Source organism: Streptomyces sp. NPDC008125 (assembly GCF_042957125.1).
In the GTDB taxonomy this organism is placed as follows: Bacteria; Actinomycetota; Actinomycetes; order Streptomycetales; family Streptomycetaceae; genus Streptomyces.
In genome coordinates, this window is sequence record NZ_JBIBHR010000010.1 from 1 (window position 1) to 17433 (window position 17433).

A 17433-nucleotide genomic window follows, 5' to 3' on the forward strand; every position below is an offset into this window, starting at 1 on the left:
ACAACACCCACAACTCATCCGGTACCAACCGCTCAACCAGATCCGTCATGCACAGACCAACGAGCCCTCACGCCATAAGAAACGACGTCTAAGCGTCCGCTCAGTGGTCTCTGGTAAGAACGGAGCGCACAGCGAAGACACCAACCGGACGAACGGAGCCGCACCCATGGGCGACCAGAACGCATCCGCACCCGTGTTCCCGCAGGAGGTCATCGACGAGTACGCCTCGCTCGGCATCGACCTGCCCGCCCTCTTCTCCGCCGGGCACCTCGGCGAACGGATGGGCGTGCGGATCACCGAGGCGTCGGCGGACCGCGTCGTCGGCACCATGCCGGTCGAGGGCAACACCCAGCCCTACGGCCTCCTGCACGGCGGGGCGTCCGCGGTACTCGCCGAGACCCTCGGCTCCGTCGGCTCGATGCTCCACGGCGGCGCCGGGAAACTCGCGGTCGGCGTCGACCTCAACTGCACCCACCACCGAGGGGCCCGCAGCGGGCTGGTGACCGGCGTCGCCACTCCCGTGCACCGCGGACGTTCCACCGCCACCTACGAGATCGTCATCACCGACGACCACGACAAGCGCGTCTGCACCGCCCGCCTCACCTGCCTGCTGCGCGAGGCACCGGCCGCGGGCTGACCTTCCCCGCCCCGGCGACCCCCCTCCCCCCACTGCCCGGCCGGACCTTCGAACCACCCGGCCGGGCATCTTCATGCCTACTACACGTAACGGAAGTTGACCATGGCTTTCAGCCAACTCACCTGACATGACACGGGTTTCCATGCACCACTTCACGCCACCCCACGAGGGCAACGGGAGGGTAAAACCCCTGCCGTAACACTGCGTAACAAGCGCGCAATGAACGCGACCACGGCCGCACCCCCTCCCCCGCACCCCTCCGACCCCTCCTCCACCCACCCGGCACGGAACCACCCGTCAGTACCAAGATCACCCCAAGCCCCTTAGCAGAGCTGGGCGTTCTCACCATGCGAGAGGGATCCACCGGGGGCCGGACCGGTCCAGGTCCAGCACCACCTCAAGCTTTCCTCAAGTCATAACAAGACAGTCACATCCTTGCCCACACCCGTCCACGATCCCACTGCCTGCGCCTAGAGTCACCGCCAGTCACCGCGCCGCCGGGCGCGGCAGCAGCACGCCCTGTACCCATCACGTACGGCTTGGCGAACCACAGGCACCTCAACGGAGGAGGCCGCGCCAGGGAAAGGACTTTTCGTGCGACACCGTTCCATGCTCATACTCACCGCAGTGCTCACCACCGGAGCACTCACCCTCACCGCCTGCGGGTCGCGCGACGACAAGGGCAGCAGCGACGGCGCGAGCGGCAGCGGTGGGAACCAGACCGTCGTCATCGGCCTCGACGCACCCCTGACCGGCGACCTCTCCGCCCTCGGCCTCGGCATCAAGAACTCCGCCGACCTCGCCGTCAAGACGGCGAACAAGGAGAAGACGGTCCCGGGCATCACGTTCGAGCTCCAGCCCCTCGACGACCAGGCCCAGCCCTCCGTCGGCGGCCAGAACGCCCAGAAGTTCATCGGCAACAAGGACCTCGTCGGCGTCGTCGGCCCCCTCAACTCCAGCGTCGCGCAGTCGATGCAGAAGCCCTTCGAGGACGCCAGCCTCACCCAGGTCTCGCCCGCCAACACCGGCACCGAGCTGACCCAGGGCGACAACTGGAAGGACGGCGACGCGGCCAAGAAGCGCCCGTTCAAGACGTACTTCCGCACCGCCACCACCGACGCCATCCAGGGCGCCTTCGCCGCGAACTACCTGTTCAAGAACGCGGGCATCAAGGACGTCTACCTGATCGACGACCAGAAGACGTACGGCGCCGGCCTCGCCGCCTCCTTCAAGACGACCTTCACCGGCCTCGGTGGAAAGATCGTCGGCAGCGACCACGTCAACCCCGACGACCGCGACTTCAACTCCGTCGTCACCAAGGTGAAGAGCTCCGGCGCCAAGGCCGTCTACTACGGCGGTGAGTACCCCGCCGGCGCGCCCCTGAGCCAGCAGCTCAAGGACAGCGTCCAGATCCCGCTCATGGGCGGCGACGGCATGTACAGCGCCGACTTCATCAGCCTCAACAAGAAGGCCCAGGGCGACATCGCCACCTCGGTCGGCAAGCCCGTCGAAGAGCTCGACTCCGCCAAGAAGTTCATCGCGGACTACGCGGCGGCCGGCTACAAGGACGCCTACGAGGCGTACGGCGGCGGCACCTACGACGCCACCTGGGCCATCATCGAGGCCGTCAAGCTCGTGGCCGCCGAGAACGACGGCAAGCTCCCCGACGACAGCCGCGAGAAGGTCCTCGCCGCCATGGCCAAGGTCCAGTTCGACGGCGTCACCGGCCCCGTCTCCTTCGACCAGTACGGCGACACCACCAACACCATGATGACGGCCTACCAGGTCGACGGCGGCAAGTGGGTCTCCAAGCTCAGCGAAGCCGTCACCAAGTAGTCCGGCGAACGCCCCACTTCGGTCGCCCCCCCGGGCAACCAGACCGCGCGGGAGCGCCACCAGCGCTCCCGCGCGTTGCCATATCCGAACCACTCCAACGGAGGCCCTGCGGTGCACGAACTGCCGCAACAGCTGGCCAACGGACTCATCCTCGGCGCGATGTACGGACTCATCGCGATCGGCTACACGATGGTCTACGGAATCATCCAGCTCATCAACTTCGCACACGGCGAAATCTTCATGATCGGAGGCTTCGGGGCGCTCACCGTGTACCTCTGGATGCCCTCCGGTTGGAACCTCCTCGCCGTCGTCCCCCTCATGATCGTCGGCGGCGTGATCTGCTCCGTCGCCGTCAGCGTCGCCGCCGAACGCTTCGCCTACCGGCCTCTGCGCAACGCACCCCGCCTCGCCCCCCTCATCACCGCGATCGGGCTCTCCCTCGCCCTCCAGCAGGCCGTCTGGATGTGGTACCCGGACGCCAAGGCCGACCGCTCCTTCCCCCAGTTCAAGGGAAGCGCCTTCGACCTCCTCGGCGCCCACGTCCAGCGCGGCGACCTCTTCGTCCTCGTCGCCGCACCCGTCTGCATGCTCGCCCTCGGCCTCTTCGTCTCCAAGACCCGCGCCGGCCGCGGCATGCAGGCCACCTCGCAGGACCCCGACACCGCGAAGCTCATGGGCATCAACACCGACCGCATCATCGTCATGGCCTTCGCCATCGGTGCCGCGTTCGCCGCCGTCGCCGCCGTCGCCTACGGGCTCAAGAACGGCCAGATCGGCTTCAAAATGGGCTTCCTGATGGGTCTCAAAGCCTTCACCGCCGCCGTCCTCGGCGGCATCGGCAACATCTACGGCGCCATGCTCGGCGGCGTCGTCCTCGGCCTCGCCGAGGCACTCGCCACCGGCTACATGAGCGACGTCCCCGGCATGGAACTCTTCGGCGGCGGCGCCTGGAAGGACGTATGGGCCTTCGTGCTCCTCATCGTCGTCCTGCTGCTGCGGCCACAGGGGCTGCTCGGCGAACGCGTCGCGGATCGGGCGTGACAGCGATGACCACACACACCACCCGCGCGCCCCTCAACCTGCCCCCCGCGACCGCCCGCGCCCTCACCACCGCCGGCACGGCCGTCGCCCTCGCGGGCACCTTCCTCGCCTGGACCTGGACCGACGAGTTCCCCGGCGACCTCACCGTCACCGGCTACCCCGGCGGCCTCCAGGTCCTCACCCTCGTCGGCTCCCTCGTCACCCTCCTCCTGATCCTCTCCGGATACGGCATCCGAGGGCTCCGCTGGCTCACCCCCGGCGGCACCAACACCTCCGTGCGATACGCGGCACTCGCCGTCCTCGCCACCACCGGCTACGCCGTCGGCGCCATCACCGTCGACCTCGGCGGCGTCGTCAACCTCGAACCCGGCGCCTGGGTCAGCCTCACCGGCGCACTCGTCGCGACGCTCGCCGCCTTCGGCCTCCCCGCCGACCAAGCGCTCGCCGACGAGCACCCCAGCGGCCTCGCCGTCCTCGGCAACAGCCTGACCGCCCCCGCCCCGGCCCGCGCCCGCGAACTCCCCGCCTGGGCCGAAATCCTCATCATCGCCACCAGCTTCGGTGTCGCCCTCTACCTCTTCTCGTTCATCATCGACACCGAGTACACCGAACTCTTCATCGGCTCACTGCTCAGCTTCGGCTTCGGTTTCACCGCCCTGCACCGCGCCGGCCTCATCGGCCGCCTCACCGCGCTGACGGTCAAACACCGCAACGTCACCCTCACCGCCGCCCTCGTCGCCGCCTTCTGCTTCCCCTTCACGCAGTCCACCGGGGAATACACGCTCATCGGCACGAACATCCTCATCTTCGCGGCCGTCGCCCTGGGCCTCAACGTCGTCGTCGGCCTCGCCGGCCTCCTCGACCTCGGATACGTCGCCTTCCTCGGCGTGGGCGCCTACACCTCCGCCCTCGTCTCCGGCGCGTCCGCCTCCGCGATCGGCATCCACTTCCCCTTCTGGGCAGCGGCCCTCACCGGAGCAGGGGTCTCCCTGATCTTCGGCGTCTTCATCGGCGCACCCACCCTGCGGCTGCGCGGCGACTACCTCGCCATCGTCACCCTCGGCTTCGGGGAGATCTTCCGCGTCACCGTCAACAACCTCAACGGCAACAGCGGACCCGACCTCACCAACGGATCCCAGGGCATCCCCTCCATCCCCGACCTCGACATCTTCGGATTCGCCTTCGGGGAGAGCCACGACATCGGCCCCTTCAGCCTCAGCAGGTCCGCCAACTACTTCCTGCTGATGCTCCTCGTCACCGCCGTCGTCGTCCTCGTCTTCCGCCGCTCCGGCGACTCCCGCATCGGCCGCGCCTGGGTCGCCATCCGCGAGGACGAGACCGCCGCCACCGCCATGGGCATCAACGCCTTCCGGCTCAAGCTCCTCGCCTTCGCCCTCGGCGCCACCCTCGCCGGCCTCGCCGGGACCGTCCAGGCCCACGTCAACTACACCGTGACGCCCGAGCAGTACCAGTTCGCCGGCGCCGTACCCCCGAACTCCGCCTTCCTGCTCGCCGCCGTCATCCTCGGCGGCATGGGCACCCTCAGCGGACCCTTCGTCGGCGCCGCACTGCTCTACCTCATCCCGGCCAAGCTCCAGTTCATGCAGGACTACCAGCTCCTCCTCTTCGGCATCGCACTCATCCTGCTGATGCGCTTCCGCCCCGAAGGCCTCATCGCCGACCGCCGGAAGCAGCTCGAATTCCACGAGTCCGACGCCGACGACGCGAACGGCCTGACCAACCAGCCCGACGTACCCGAACCACGGCAGCCCGAGGACACCGGCGCCGGCATCGCCAAGGCGGGGGCGTGACACCATGACCACCACCACGAACACCACCGAAGGACCCGCGACCCCCACCACCGGGGCCACCGTCCTCGACGCCACCGGCGTGACCATGCGCTTCGGCGGCCTCACCGCCGTACGCGACGTCTCCCTCACCGTCGACAGCGGCGAGATCGTCGGCCTCATCGGCCCCAACGGCGCCGGAAAGACCACCTTCTTCAACTGCCTCACCGGTCTCTACGTCCCCACCGAGGGCAGGGTCAGCTACAAGGGCACCGTCCTGCCGCCCAAGCCCCACCTGGTCACCCAGGCAGGCATCGCCCGCACCTTCCAGAACATCCGGCTCTTCGCCAACATGACCGTCCTGGAAAACGTCCTCGTCGGCCGCCACACCCGCACCGACGACGGACTCTGGTCCGCCCTGCTGCGCCTCCCCAGCCACACCCGCGCGGAGAAGGCCAGCCGCGAACGCTCCATGGAACTGCTGGAGTTCATCGGCCTCGCGCACAAGGCCGACCACCTCGCACGCAACCTCCCCTACGGAGAGCAGCGCAAGCTGGAAATCGCGCGCGCTCTCGCCAGCGACCCCGGACTCCTCCTCCTCGACGAGCCCACCGCCGGCATGAACCCGCAGGAGACCCGCGTCACCGAAGAGCTCATCTTCGCCATTCGTGACCAGGGCATCGCCGTACTCGTCATCGAGCACGACATGCGCTTCATCTTCAACCTCTGCGACCGCGTCGCCTGCCTCGTCCAGGGCGAGAAGCTCGTCGAAGGCACCCCCGGCGTCGTCCAGGGCGACGAACGCGTCATCGCCGCCTACCTCGGCACCCCCTTCGAAGGAGCCCCCGGCGCCGACGAGGTCGCCGAGGTCGAAGCCGCCGAAGCCGGAGCCGGCCACGGCACGGCCGCGGGCAGCACGCCCGCCGACAGCACGACCGCGGCGGGCGCAGCCGCGGAGAGCACCACCGCCGAGGAGGAAACCTCATGACCGCGCTCCTGGAAGTCGAGGACCTCCGCGTCGCCTACGGCAAGATCGAGGCCGTCAAAGGCATCTCCTTCAGCGTCGAAGCCGGCCAGGTCGTCACCCTCATCGGCACCAACGGCGCCGGAAAGACCACGACCCTGCGCACCCTCTCCGGGCTCCTCAAACCGGCCGGCGGGCGCATCCTCTTCGACGGCAAACCCCTCAAGGACGTCCCCGCCCACAAGATCGTCGCCCTCGGCCTCGCCCACTCCCCCGAGGGACGCCACATCTTCCCCCGGCTGACGATCGCGGAGAACCTCCTCCTCGGCGCCTATCTGCGCAGCGACAGGGCAGGCATCGAACAGGACGTCCAGCGCGCCTACGACCTCTTCCCCATCCTCGGGGAACGCCGCAAGCAGTCCGCCGGAACCCTCTCGGGCGGCGAGCAGCAGATGCTCGCCATGGGACGCGCCCTGATGTCCCGGCCCAAGCTCCTCATGCTCGACGAGCCCTCCATGGGACTCTCCCCGATCATGATGCAGAAGATCATGGAGACCATCGTCGAACTCCGGGCCTCCGGTACGACGATCCTCCTGGTCGAGCAGAACGCCCAGGCGGCCCTCTCCCTCGCGGACCAGGGCCACGTCATGGAGATCGGCAGGATCGTCCTCTCCGGCACCGGAGCCGACCTCCTGCACGACGAATCGGTCCGCAAGGCCTACCTGGGCGAGGACTGACCCGCGCCGGTACACGCACGTACGCGCACGTACGCCGCAGGGCCCGCACCCGAGCGATCGGAGTGCGGGCCCTGCGGCGTCACGGAAGGGCGAGCCGTTACTCGGCGGCCTTCTTCTTCTCCTCCGCGTCCGCGATCAGCGCCTCGGCCAGCTGCTGCATGGACAGCCGCCGGTCCATCGAGGTCTTCTGGATCCAGCGGAACGCGGCCGGCTCGGAGAGGCCGTAGTCGGTCTGCAGGATGCTCTTCGCCCGGTCGACCAGCTTCCGCGTCTCCAGCCGCTGCGCCAGGTCCGCGACCTCGTTCTCCAGCGCCCGCAGCTCGGCGAAGCGGGACACCGCCATCTCGATCGCGGGGACGACGTCGCTCTTGCTGAACGGCTTCACGAGGTAAGCCATCGCCCCGGCGTCGCGGGCCCGCTCCACCAGGTCGCGCTGGGAGAACGCGGTGAGCATGAGGACCGGGGCGATGGACTCCTCGGCGATCTTCTCGGCCGCGGAGATCCCGTCGAGCACCGGCATCTTGACGTCGAGGATGACCAGGTCGGGCTTGTGCTCGCGGGCCAGCTCGACGGCCTGCTGGCCGTCTCCGGCCTCGCCGACGACCGCGTACCCCTCTTCCTCCAGCATTTCCTTGAGGTCCAGGCGGATGAGCGCTTCGTCCTCGGCGATGACGACGCGGGTCGTCAGCGGCGGAACGTGCGACTTGTCGTCGTCGACGGCGTCTGCGGGCTCGGGCGACTCGGGCGTGGTCACGGGGGCTCCTCGTTAAGGACAGGGGTACTGCTCCCAAGAGCCTACCTAGCTACGGTATGGTGGATCATCAGCGGGTCGACATTAACCTTCGATTCTGCGAGCCCCGGTAGTCCAATTGGTTAGAGACAATGGATTCAAAACCCATCCAGTGTCGGTTCGAGTCCGACTCGGGGTACTTTTCCTTCGTTTCGAAGGTGCACGCAGATTCGCGGAACTTCACTTGATCTGAGTACGGGCCGCTGAAAATCCCGCGCCCGTCCCGCACCTTCCCGCAAAGCTCGGCCCCATGGACGACGTGGGTACCCGCAAACACGCCCTCACACTGCTCGCCGAGGGCCACAGCCTCGGCTCCGCGAGTCGGCTCACCGGCATTTCCCGCGCCGCCATCCGCTCCTGGCAGACCCGCCTCGATCCGCTCGACGCCTCCCGTGCGGAGCGGTGCCCACGGTGCGCCGCCATCCCCACCGCGGTCGAGCCCGCCGCCACGTACGCGTGACTGCTCGGCCTCCATCCGGGCGACGGCCGCATCAGCGCGGCAGCACATGGGCGCGTGCATACTCTGCGCATCGCATGCGCCGGCTCCTGGCCCGGCCTCGTCGATGCCTGCGCCGAAGCGGTGCGGCTGATCCGCCCCTCGAACAAGGTCATGCGGGTCCGGGCCGCCGGTTGCCCGTACGTCACCTCGTACAGCAAGCATTGGCCCTGCCTCTTCCCCCAGCACGGCCCCGGCAAGAAGCACGAGCGCCGCATCGCCCTCGCCCCCTGGCAGCGGGAGATCGTCGCCGCGCACCCCTGGAAGCTGGTACGCGGGCTGGTCCACTCGGACGGTTGCCGTGGAAGCACTGCACGCGGTCGGGGCGGCGGTACAACGTCTCCGTCGCCCGACGTGCGTCCGTGGCCCTGATGGACGCGCACGTCGGGCCGAAGTACCGAGGCGGCCGGCTTCCGACCGTTGCGGCCGGAGTACGGACTACTTCGGGCTGTCGTCCTCGCCCACGTGGTGCACGCGGACCAGGTTGGTGGAGCCCGAGACGCCGGGCGGGGAGCCGGCGGTGATGACGATGACGTCACCCTTGGAGCAGCGGCCGATGCGCAGGAGTTCCTCGTCGACCTGGGCGACCATGGCGTCGGTGGATTCGACGTGCGGGCCGAGGAAGGTCTCGACGCCCCAGGTGAGGTTGAGCTGGGCGTGGGTGGCGGCGTCGGGGGTGAAGGCGAGGAGGGGGATGGGCGAGCGGTAGCGGGAGAGACGTTTGGCGGTGTCGCCGCTCTGGGTGAAGGCGACGAGGAATTTCGCGCCGAGGAAGTCGCCCATTTCGGCGGCGGCGCGTGCGACGGCGCCGCCCTGGGTGCGGGGCTTGTTCCGGTCGGTGAGGGGCGGCAGTCCCTTGTCGAGGATGTCTTCCTCGGCGGCTTCGACGATGCGGGACATGGTGCGCACGGTCTCGATGGGGTATGTGCCGACGCTGGTCTCGCCGGAGAGCATCACCGCGTCGGTGCCGTCGATGATCGCGTTGGCGACGTCGGACGCTTCCGCGCGGGTGGGGCGGGAGTTGTCGATCATCGAGTCGAGCATCTGGGTGGCGACGATGACGGGTTTGGCGTTGCGTTTGGCGAGTTTGACGGCGCGCTTCTGGACGATGGGGACCTGTTCCAGGGGCATTTCGACGCCGAGGTCGCCGCGGGCGACCATGATGCCGTCGAAGGCGGCGACGATGTCGTCGATGTTCTCGACGGCCTGGGGTTTCTCGACCTTGGCGATGACGGGGAGGCGGCGGCCTTCCTCGGTCATGATGCGGTGGACGTCGTCGATGTCCTTTCCGCTGCGTACGAAGGAGAGGGCGATGACGTCGGCGCCGATGCGCAGGGCCCAGCGGAGGTCGTCGATGTCCTTCTCGGAGAGGGCGGGGACGGAGACGGCGACGCCGGGGAGGTTGAGGCCCTTGTGGTCGGAGACGACGCCGCCTTCGAGGACGGTGGTGTGGACGCGGGGGCCGTCGACGGCGGTCACCTGGAGTGCGACGCGGCCGTCGTCGACGAGGATGCGCTCGCCGGGGGTGACGTCGGCGGCGAGGCCGTCGTAGGTGGTGCCGCAGATGTTCTTGTCGCCGTCGGCGAGGGGCTCCACGGTGATGGTGAAGGTGTCTCCGCGTTCGAGGAGTACGGGGCCTTCGCCGAAGTGTCCGAGGCGGATCTTCGGGCCTTGGAGGTCGGCGAGGACGCCGACGCTGCGGCCGGTCTCCTCGGAGGCTTTGCGGACGTGGTGGTACCGCTGTTCGTGCTCGGCGTAGCTGCCGTGACTGAGGTTGAAGCGGGCCACGTCCATTCCCGCTTCGACCAGGGCTTTGATCTGGTCGTACGAGTCGGTCGCGGGTCCCAGGGTGCAGACGATTTTCGCTCGGCGCATGGTTCGAGCCTAGACCTTACCTACGGGTAGGCAATTGGCGCGGCATGACTGTCCAACGTCCTTTCGGTTAAGGGATGTTGACAAGTGTTGTATTGCGCGCCGGGCTGCTCCGATGAGCGTTTTCCGATGCGTGGAGAGCGGCTCCGGGGGCGGTCTTCAGCTCTTCGGAGGGACTTCGGGGTGCCCCGGAGGACCCATGAGCGAGCTGATGATCCGTCAGGGACAGGAGTTCGTGCGCAGACGGTCACCAGATCGAAATGTGAACAGGGTGTTCTGTATGCGTAGGGTGCGTCAGAATCTACGCGCGTCATCTGCGCGCGTCATGAACGCGGACCGACCCGGCCGGGTGCCGGTCGCACGCGTCTTCCGAGTGAACGAGGAGTCAAGAAAGATGCCGTTGAACCGCAGGACGTTTCTGGGCCGTTCGGCAGCCGCGGGTGCGGGTGCCGCTCTGGCGGGCGGACTTGTCGCGGGAGAGGCCCAGGCCGCGCCTTCGGGCCACGGTCGGGATCGCGGGCACGGCGAGGGCCACGAGAAGCGGTACTCGTTCACCGTCATGGGGACGACGGACATGCACGGCAATGTCTTCAACTGGGACTACTTCACGGACAAGGAGTACGACGACGCCGCGCACAACGACGTCGGCCTGGCGAAGATCTCGACGCTGGTGGACCGGATCCGCGAGGAGCGGGGGCGTGGCAACACGCTGCTGATCGACGCCGGTGACACGATCCAGGGCACCCAGCTTTCGTACTACTACGCGAAGATCGACCCGATCACCGCGAAGCGCGGTCCGGTGCACCCGATGGCACAGGCGATGAACGCGATCGGTTATGACGCGGCGGCGCTCGGAAATCACGAGTTCAATTACGGCATTCCCGTGCTGCGGAAGTTCGAGGAGCAGTGCGACTTCCCGCTACTCGGCGCGAACGCGCTGGACGCGAAGACGCTGAAGCCGGCGTTCGCCCCGTACGTGATCAAGCGGGTGCGGACGCCGCACGGCAAGGACGTACGGGTGGCGGTGCTGGGTCTGACCAACCCGGGCATCGCGATCTGGGACAAGGCGAACGTGAGCGGGAAGATGGTGTTCCCGGGTCTTGAGGAGCAGGCCGCCCACTGGGTGCCGAAGCTCCGCTCGATGGGTGCGGACGTCGTGATCGTCTCGGCGCACTCGGGTACGTCGGGCACGTCGTCGTACGGCGACCAGATTCCGTACGTGGAGAACGCGGCCGGTCTGGTGGCGGAGCAGGTGCCGGGGATCGACGCGATTTTGGTGGGTCACGCGCACTCGGAGATTCCCGAGTACTTCGTGACGAACAAGGAGACGGGCAGGCAGGTCGTGCTCTCGGAGCCGGCGAAGTGGGGTCAGCGTCTGACGCTGTTCGACTTCGACCTGGTGTGGGAGAAGGGCCGCTGGACGGTGGAGAAGGCCGGCGCGCAGGTGCTGAACTCCAACACGGTCGCCGAGGACAAGAAGATCACGCGGCTCCTGAAGGACGAGCACGCGAAGGTGGTGGCCTACGTGAACCAGGTCATCGGCACGTCGGTGTCGGCGATGTCCACGGTGGAGGCGCCGTGGAAGGACGAGCCGATCATCGACCTGATCAACCAGGTCCAGGCGGAGACGGTGAAGGCGGCGCTGGCGAGCGGGGAGTTCGCGTCGCTGCCGGTGCTGTCGCAGGCGTCGTGCTTCTCGCGTACGGCCTCCATCCCGGCGGGCGACGTCACGATCAAGGACGCGGCGGGTCTGTACCCGTTCGAGAACACGCTGGAGGCGCGGGTCATCACGGGCGCCCAGGTGAAGGACTACCTGGAGTTCTCGGCCCGGTACTACGTGCAGACGGCGGCGGGTGCCGCGGTGGACACGTCGAAGCTGACGAACGCGGGCGGCACGCCGGACTACAACTACGACGCGCTGTCGGGCGTGACGTACGACATCGACATCGCCAAGCCGGTGGGCTCGCGGATCGTCGGGCTGTCGTTCGAGGGCGCGGCGATCGACCCGGCCGCGAAGTTCGTGCTGGCGGTGAACAACTACCGGGCGAGCGGTGGCGGCAACTTCCCGCACGTTCCGGCCGCGCAGCAGGTGTGGGCGAACTCGGACGAGATCCGGAACACGATCATCGCCTGGGTGACGGCGAAGGGCGAGGTCGACCCGGCGGAGTTCGCCACGGTCGGCTGGCGTCTGACGCGGGACGGCGTTCCGGTCTTCTAGCAGGGCCTGTTCCCTACACGCCCTGGTACTCACGTCGTACTCCGCGATCCGGTTCGACGGCCTTCGGGGTCGTTGGCCTCGGCCGGATCGCGGAGGGTGGTGGACGGACGAGCGCACGGTCCGGTCGGACGTGGTCGCGCGGGTCCCGCGTCCGCTCTTCACGTCCCTTTCCCTGCCCGGCGGTTCGGCGCGGCCGAGGCCATTGCCGTGGGCCGGGCCCCATGGCGTGGGGTGTGACCGGCCGCCGTCGGGTGCGGGGGGAAGCCGGTTCCGCCCCTTCGGGCACCCATCGTGCCCCGTGGCTTCCTGCCCCGGTACCGGTGTCGCGCTTAACGTCCGTGGGTGAACCTCTGGACCTCCCTCGAACCCGCCTCCGCGACCGTGGACCCGGGTGACAGTACGACCGTGCGGCTGCGTCTGCGCAACACCGGTGACGTGGTGGACGAGTATCGTTTTGACGTGGTGGGCTCGCTTGCTCCCTGGGCTCTCGTGGAGCCGCGGTCACTGCGGTTGTTCCCGGGGACGACGGGGACGGTCGAGCTGACGTTCTCCCCGCCGCGCACGCCGGACGCCGCGGCCGGTCCTCATCCGTACGCGGTGAAGGTCACGCCGACGGAGCATCCGCAGGCCACCACGGTTCCGGAGGGGAACCTCACCGTCACCCCGTTCACGGAGGTACGGGCGGAGCTGGTGCCGCCGACGGTGAAGGGCCGTTTCCGCGGGCGGCCGCGGCTGGCCGTGGACAACCTGGGCAACACCAAGCTGACGGCGTCGGTGCGCGGCAGCGACAACGGTGATCAGCTGTCGTACGACATCCGTCCGGGCAATGTGCAGATCGAGCCGGGGCGCGCGGCGTTCCTGAAGGCGACGCTGAAGCCGCGGCAGATCAAGTGGTTCGGATCCAAGGAGGACCGGCCGTACACCTTGGCGGTGCGGCGGTCGGGTGCCACCCCGCTGGACGTGGCGGGCACTTACGTGCAGAGGAGTGTCCTGCCGCGCTGGTTGGCGGCTTTCATGAGTCTTCTCCTCGCTCTGGTGATCGCGTTCGTGATGGTGTGGCTCGCCCATCCGCCCCGCGTCGCCAGTACGGCCACCGAAAAGCTCCAGGAGGCCCCCGTCACCACGTTGCCGCAGCCGCCCCTTCCCTCGCCGGCCCCCGAGGCGCCGAAGGCCGCCTCCGTCCCGGCGACGACTCCCCCGGCCGCCGCCACGACGCGGGAGGCGGACGACGACGGGGGTGGGGCCGGAAGCAGTGGTTCCGAGGAGAAGAAGACTGAACCCCAGGAGCGGACCGCCGCGACCGCGGTCCGGCAGAAGGCCGCGGAGGAACCGGGTCAACCACACATCTGCTACCGCGTCTACACGAGGGAGCACGGCTGGTCCGACGCCGTGTGCGACGGCGACACGGCGGGCACCGGGGGTGCGGGGGAACAGATCACGTCCGTCAACACCGCGGTGTCCAAGAGCAATGGCACGGCCGGCGGCGCCAACGTCCACAACCCCACGGGGACTGATCAGTACTACCCCCACGCCTGGACGAACGCCGTCGACGGCGACGACAACTACGTCGGCAGCACCAAGGAGGACGCCCCGTACATACGGGGGTTCAACATCCAGGTCGACGGCGGCAAGGGCGTCGTCTGCCAGACCGCGTACGTGCACGACGACGGCTGGCGCGCCCAGGCGTGCGACGAAGGCCTCAACGACTACTACGACTTCGCCTACGCCGGCGCCCAGGAGAACGACGTGTGGATCGAAGCGGTGAGGCTCACGGTGTGACCCGTCGTCCGCCACCCCGCGCGGGACTCGGTGGCGGGTGCCTGCCGGAGCTCACCGAGGGGCGTGCGCGATCGGCGCTCCGTCCGGGGCGGGCCCGGCCCCGCTCGGGCGGCTTCGGGCGGGCGTGAGAAGGAGGCAGCCGGTTCCCGGTGTTGTTCGTACGCAGGTGTACGGGGCGGTCGCTCCGGCTCTCGGGCCGGGGTGGCCGCCCTTTCGCGTGGTGTCCGGTGGGTGGGTCAGGTGTTCTGGCGCGGTGAGGCGGTGCGTGGGTTCTGCGGGGGGACGGCGGGGTGGGGGGTGAGGCCGAAGGTGGTGAAGGCGGTGCGGTCGGGGAGCGGGTAGGGGTTGGTGCCGGTGAGGTGGTTGAGGATGGTGGCGCTGCGGTGGGCGGCGAGTCCGAGGTCGGGGGCGCCGACGCCGTGGGTGTGGCGTTCGGCGTTCTGGACGTAGATGTTGCCGGTGATGGCGGGGTCGAGTTCGAGGCGGTGGTGGAGGTCGACCCGGGGGCGGCCGGCGGTGTCGCGGCGGATGTGGGGGGCGAGGGCGCCGAGGAGGGTGTCGAGGGGGCGTTCGCGGTAGCCGGTGGCGAGGACGACGGCGTCGGTGGTGTGGCGGGTGCGGGTGCCCTGCTCGATGTGTTCGAGGTGGAGTTCGACGCGTTTGTCGGCGAGGCGTCCGGCGGTGCGTACGGCGACACCGGGGGTGAGGGTGGCGTCGGGCCAGCCGCCGTGGAGGGTGCGGCGGTAGAGCTCGTCGTGGATGGCGGCGATGGTGTCGGTGTCGATGCCCTTGTGGAGCTGCCACTGCCGGGTGACGAGGTCGTCGCGGGTCCGCTCGGGGAGTTCGTGGAAGTAGCGGGTGTAGTCGGGGGTGAAGTGTTCGAGGCCGAGTTTGGAGTATTCCATCGGCGCGAAAGCGGGTGTGCGGGCGAGCCAGTGGAGTCCTTCGCGGCCGTGGGGGCGGGCGCGCAGCAGGTCGAGGAAGATCTCGGCGCCGGACTGTCCTGAGCCGATGACGGTGACGTGTCCGGCACTGAGGAGTTCTTCGCGGTGGTCGAGGTAGGCGCCGGAGTGGATGACGGGGGCGTCGTCGGATGCGGCGAGGGGTTCGAGGGGGGCGGGGACGTGGGGTGCGGTGCCGACGCCGAGTGCGAGGTGGCGGGTGTGGGCGCGGCCGGGGGCTTCGGTCTGTCCGTGGGGGCCGAGTTGGGTGAAGTCGACTTCGAACAGGGCGTGTTCGGGGTCCCAGCGGATGGCGTCGACGTGGTGGCCGAAGTGGAGTCCGGGGAGTTGGTGGGTGACCCAGCGGCAGTAGGCGTCGTATTCGGCGCGTTGGATGTGGAAGCGCTCGGCGAAGTAGAAGGGGTAGAGGCGGTCGCGGGCGCGGAGGTAGTTGAGGAAGGTCCAGGGGCTGGTGGGGTCGGCGAGGGTGACGAGGTCGGCGAGGAAGGGGACTTGGAGGGTGGCGCCGTCGATGAGGAGGCCGGGGTGCCAGTGGAATGCGGGGCGCTGGTCGTAGAAGGCGGTTGTCAGTGGGGCGTGGCGGAGGTTGTGGGCGAGGGCGGCGAGGGAGAGGTTGAAGGGGCCGATGCCGATGCCGATGAGGTCGTGGGGCCGGCCGGTGGCGGGTGTGGTGCGGTCGGTCATCGGTGGGTGCAGCCTTCCGTGAGGTGGGCGCTGAGGCGGGTGACGTGGTCGAGGAGGGCGGTGAGGTCGGCGGGGGTGGTGCGGGGGTTGAGGAGGGTTGCTTTGAGCCAGAGCCGGTCGTCGGCGTGGGTGCGGCCGAGGACGGCGTGGCCTTGGTCGAGGAGGGCGCGGCGGAGGGTGGCGACGGTGCGGTCGTCGGTGCCGGTGGGGCGGAAGAGGACGGTGCTGATGGTGGGGGGTGCGTGGAGTTCGAGGCCGGGGGTGCGGGCGATGAGCTCGGCGAGGTGGTGGGCGGCGGCGAGGGTGCGGTCGATGAGGTCGGCGAGTCCGTCGCGGCCGAGGGCTTGGAGGGTGACGGCGATTTTGAGGGCGTCGGGCCGTCGGGTGGTGCGCAGGGAACGGCCGAGGGTGTCGGGGATGCCGGCTTCGGTGTCGTCGTCCGCGTTGAGGTAGGGGGCGAGGTGGTGGAGGGGTGAGAGGTGGTGGTGGTCGGGGACGGCGAGTATGCCGGCGGGGGCGGGCTGCCAGCCGAGTTTGTGGAGGTCGAAGGTGACGCTGTGGGCGCGGTGGAGGCCGTGGACCTTGGCGCGGTGGGTGGGGCTGAGGAGGAGGGTTCCGCCGTAGGCGGCGTCGATGTGGAGTTCGGCGCCGTGGGTGTCGCAGAGGTCGGCGATGTCGGTGAGGGGGTCGATGGCGCCGGTGTCGGTGGTGCCGGCGGTGGCGGTGACGAGGTGGGGGCCGGGGGTGGTGGTGAGGGCGTGGTGGAGGGCGGTGAGGTCCATGGTGCCGGTGGGGGCGGGGACGACGTGGGGTACGGGGAGGCCGAGGAGCCAGGCGGCGCGGGTGATGCTGTGGTGGGCGTTGGTGGCATGGATGGTCTGTACGGGGCCGTGGCGTTCGCGGGCGAGGAGGAGGGCGAGTTGGTTGGCTTCGGTGCCGCCGGTGGTGATGACGGCGTCGGGGTGGGGGTGGTGGGGGTAGATCTCGCGGGCGAGGGTGTCGGTGAGCTCGGCTTCGAGGGTGGTGGCGGCGGGTGCCTGGTCCCAGGAGTCCATGGAGGGGTTGAGGGCGGAGGCGGCGAGGTCGGCGGCTGCGGCGAGGGCGAGGGGCGGGGTGTGGAGGTGGGCGGCGCAGTGGGGGTGTGCGGGGTCGGCCGCGCCTTCGGCGAGAGCGGTGACGAGGGTGCGCAGTGCGTGGTGGGCGCCGGTGCCTTCGTCGGGGAGGAGTGTGCCGATGGCGTGGCGGGTGCGGGCGGTGGTGGCGGTGGGGCCGCCGGCGGGAAGGGGGCCGGCGCGGCGGGTGGCGCCTTCGTGGAGGGCGGCGAGGACGGTGTCGAGGAGGGGGCGGAGGTGGTCGGGGCCCGTGGTGCCGCCGGCGAGGGGTGGGGTGGAGGACATGGGTGTGGGCTGCCCCTTCGTTGGTGTGGTGGCGGTGGACATGCGGGCGTCTCTTTGTTCGGGTTGCGGTTGGGCCGCCCGGTCCAACGATGCCGACCCTAAAGGGGTATGGGCGTGTGTCGCGGCGCACGCGTACGTATGACCCTTCCCTGTAAGGGAGTTCGATCCGACGCGGTGCGCACCGAGGGGCGGCGGGGGTGAGTGCGGCGAGCGTCCTCTCCGCCGGTTGCCCA

General features: G+C 69.2%; 12 protein-coding genes, 1 tRNA gene and 1 pseudogene. 10 read left to right on the forward strand and 4 right to left on the reverse strand.

The window, feature by feature from the left end; translation table 11 throughout:
• The first annotated feature begins 166 nt into the window (after positions 1 to 166).
• From ACFZAX_RS18200 to ACFZAX_RS18225, 6 genes are all read left to right on the forward strand, one after another.
• Positions 167 to 637, forward strand: a complete 471-nt coding sequence (locus tag ACFZAX_RS18200) for a hotdog fold thioesterase (protein WP_390962619.1) — start codon at positions 167 to 169, stop codon at positions 635 to 637.
• Between the two features lie 609 nt (positions 638 to 1246).
• Positions 1247 to 2473 (forward strand): ABC transporter substrate-binding protein, encoded by a 1227-nt coding sequence (locus tag ACFZAX_RS18205; RefSeq protein WP_390962996.1) that lies wholly within the window; start codon positions 1247 to 1249, stop codon positions 2471 to 2473.
• Between the two features lie 111 nt (positions 2474 to 2584).
• Positions 2585 to 3514 carry a branched-chain amino acid ABC transporter permease gene (locus tag ACFZAX_RS18210; RefSeq protein ID WP_390962620.1) on the forward strand — a complete coding sequence of 310 codons (930 nt, stop codon included), beginning with the start codon at positions 2585 to 2587 and terminating at the stop codon, positions 3512 to 3514.
• 5 nt (positions 3515 to 3519) lie between these two features.
• The gene (locus tag ACFZAX_RS18215) at positions 3520 to 5325 is read left to right on the forward strand and encodes a branched-chain amino acid ABC transporter permease (RefSeq protein ID WP_390962622.1); all 1806 of its coding nucleotides are present in this window, start codon (positions 3520 to 3522) and stop codon (positions 5323 to 5325) included.
• A 4-nt stretch (positions 5326 to 5329) separates the two neighbouring features.
• Positions 5330 to 6289, forward strand: coding sequence for an ATP-binding cassette domain-containing protein (locus tag ACFZAX_RS18220; RefSeq protein WP_390962624.1), 960 nt, complete (start codon positions 5330 to 5332; stop codon positions 6287 to 6289).
• Positions 6286 to 7002: an ATP-binding cassette domain-containing protein gene (locus tag ACFZAX_RS18225; RefSeq protein ID WP_390962625.1), complete on the forward strand. Its 717-nt coding sequence runs from the start codon at positions 6286 to 6288 to the stop codon at positions 7000 to 7002. Before ACFZAX_RS18220 ends, ACFZAX_RS18225 begins: the two co-directional genes overlap by 4 nt.
• Positions 7003 to 7099: 97 nt before the next feature.
• On the opposite strand, the gene ACFZAX_RS18230 is transcribed toward ACFZAX_RS18225, so the two are convergent.
• Positions 7100 to 7756, reverse strand: coding sequence for a response regulator (locus ACFZAX_RS18230; protein ID WP_358759943.1), 657 nt, complete (start codon positions 7754 to 7756; stop codon positions 7100 to 7102).
• A 100-nt stretch (positions 7757 to 7856) separates the two neighbouring features.
• On the opposite strand from ACFZAX_RS18230, the gene ACFZAX_RS18235 reads away from it, so the two are divergent.
• Together ACFZAX_RS18235 and ACFZAX_RS18240 are read left to right on the forward strand one after the other, a co-directional pair.
• Positions 7857 to 7931, forward strand: a tRNA-Leu gene (locus tag ACFZAX_RS18235).
• Between the two features lie 111 nt (positions 7932 to 8042).
• Positions 8043 to 8812, forward strand: a pseudogene (locus tag ACFZAX_RS18240) (transcriptional regulator).
• Here ACFZAX_RS18240 and pyk read toward each other — a convergent pair.
• On the reverse strand, positions 8727 to 10163 hold the full coding sequence (gene pyk, locus ACFZAX_RS18245) for a pyruvate kinase (RefSeq protein WP_390962626.1): 1437 nt from the start codon (positions 10161 to 10163) through the stop codon (positions 8727 to 8729). The pseudogene ACFZAX_RS18240 and the gene pyk sit on opposite strands and share 86 nt — an antisense overlap.
• Positions 10164 to 10554: 391 nt before the next feature.
• Between pyk and ACFZAX_RS18250 the strand changes: the two genes are divergently transcribed.
• Together ACFZAX_RS18250 and ACFZAX_RS18255 are read left to right on the forward strand one after the other, a co-directional pair.
• A complete protein-coding gene (locus ACFZAX_RS18250) occupies positions 10555 to 12378 on the forward strand; it encodes a 5'-nucleotidase C-terminal domain-containing protein (protein ID WP_390962628.1) in 1824 nt (607 codons plus the stop codon).
• 342 nt (positions 12379 to 12720) lie between these two features.
• Positions 12721 to 14157: a hydrolase gene (locus ACFZAX_RS18255; RefSeq protein ID WP_390962629.1), complete on the forward strand. Its 1437-nt coding sequence runs from the start codon at positions 12721 to 12723 to the stop codon at positions 14155 to 14157.
• 236 nt (positions 14158 to 14393) lie between these two features.
• Here ACFZAX_RS18255 and ACFZAX_RS18260 read toward each other — a convergent pair whose 3' ends face one another.
• Both ACFZAX_RS18260 and ACFZAX_RS18265 read right to left on the reverse strand, forming a co-directional pair.
• On the reverse strand, positions 14394 to 15803 hold the full coding sequence (locus ACFZAX_RS18260) for a SidA/IucD/PvdA family monooxygenase (RefSeq protein ID WP_390962630.1): 1410 nt from the start codon (positions 15801 to 15803) through the stop codon (positions 14394 to 14396).
• Positions 15800 to 17242 (reverse strand): aminotransferase class V-fold PLP-dependent enzyme, encoded by a 1443-nt coding sequence (locus ACFZAX_RS18265; protein ID WP_390962631.1) that lies wholly within the window; start codon positions 17240 to 17242, stop codon positions 15800 to 15802. The genes ACFZAX_RS18260 and ACFZAX_RS18265 overlap by 4 nt, the downstream gene beginning before the upstream one ends.
• Between the last annotated feature and the right edge of the window lie 191 nt (positions 17243 to 17433).

What these genes read in the sequence shown, in the direction of transcription:
- ACFZAX_RS18205 (WP_390962996.1), top strand. Translation starts at nt 1,247, where the DNA reads ATGCTCATACTCACCGCAGTGCTCACCACCGGAGCACTCACCCTCACC.
- ACFZAX_RS18200 (WP_390962619.1), top strand. Translation starts at nt 167, where the DNA reads ATGGGCGACCAGAACGCATCCGCACCCGTGTTCCCGCAGGAGGTCATC.
- ACFZAX_RS18265 (WP_390962631.1), bottom strand. Translation starts at nt 17,242, where the DNA reads ATGTCCACCGCCACCACACCAACGAAGGGGCAGCCCACACCCATGTCC.
- ACFZAX_RS18215 (WP_390962622.1), top strand. Translation starts at nt 3,520, where the DNA reads ATGACCACACACACCACCCGCGCGCCCCTCAACCTGCCCCCCGCGACC.
- pyk (WP_390962626.1), bottom strand. Translation starts at nt 10,163, where the DNA reads ATGCGCCGAGCGAAAATCGTCTGCACCCTGGGACCCGCGACCGACTCG.
- ACFZAX_RS18260 (WP_390962630.1), bottom strand. Translation starts at nt 15,803, where the DNA reads ATGACCGACCGCACCACACCCGCCACCGGCCGGCCCCACGACCTCATC.
- ACFZAX_RS18225 (WP_390962625.1), top strand. Translation starts at nt 6,286, where the DNA reads ATGACCGCGCTCCTGGAAGTCGAGGACCTCCGCGTCGCCTACGGCAAG.
- ACFZAX_RS18250 (WP_390962628.1), top strand. Translation starts at nt 10,555, where the DNA reads ATGCCGTTGAACCGCAGGACGTTTCTGGGCCGTTCGGCAGCCGCGGGT.
- ACFZAX_RS18220 (WP_390962624.1), top strand. Translation starts at nt 5,330, where the DNA reads ATGACCACCACCACGAACACCACCGAAGGACCCGCGACCCCCACCACC.